Source organism: Rahnella perminowiae, assembly GCF_019049695.1.
Lineage (GTDB): Bacteria > Pseudomonadota > Gammaproteobacteria > Enterobacterales > Enterobacteriaceae > Rahnella > Rahnella perminowiae.
The window spans coordinates 1-426 of the sequence record NZ_JAFMOT010000048.1; the positions used below are offsets into that span (position 1 = coordinate 1).

At 61.7% G+C, this 426-nt stretch carries 1 protein-coding gene; it reads left to right on the plus strand.

Features of this window, described 5'->3' with window-relative positions:
- The coding region (locus tag J1781_RS00215; protein WP_217232998.1) for an alpha/beta hydrolase family protein at nt 1–426 on the plus strand (426 nt) is incomplete at both ends.

Here is a 426-nt window from a genome sequence, read left to right on the forward strand (position 1 = left end):
CGGCAAGGCGATCGATGCGATTGTGTCGGACTGTGGCGACACCCATGTGGTGCGCTTCCCGCGCAACGGCAAGAAGCCAGTATGCCTTACGCCCGAGGGGCGGCATATTAAGGCGTTCCAGCAACGCGGCGACGACCTGGTGTTGGCAGCCGCGCAACCGGCTCGTCCGATGGAACTCTCCCTGGTTACTACAGGCGGCGAGCAGCGCCTGACGCATCACAACGATGCCTGGGTTTCCGAGGTCAACATTCCCCAACCGGAAGAATTTTGGGTACAGAGCGGCGAGGAACGGATCCAGGGCTGGCTGGTGCGTCCGGAGGGCAATTCTGCCGACAGCGAGCAGAAGGCCCCGCTCATCCTCAACATCCACGGTGGGCCGCACGCGCAGTTTAGCCCGGCATTCTTCCATGAGTTGCAGATGTATGT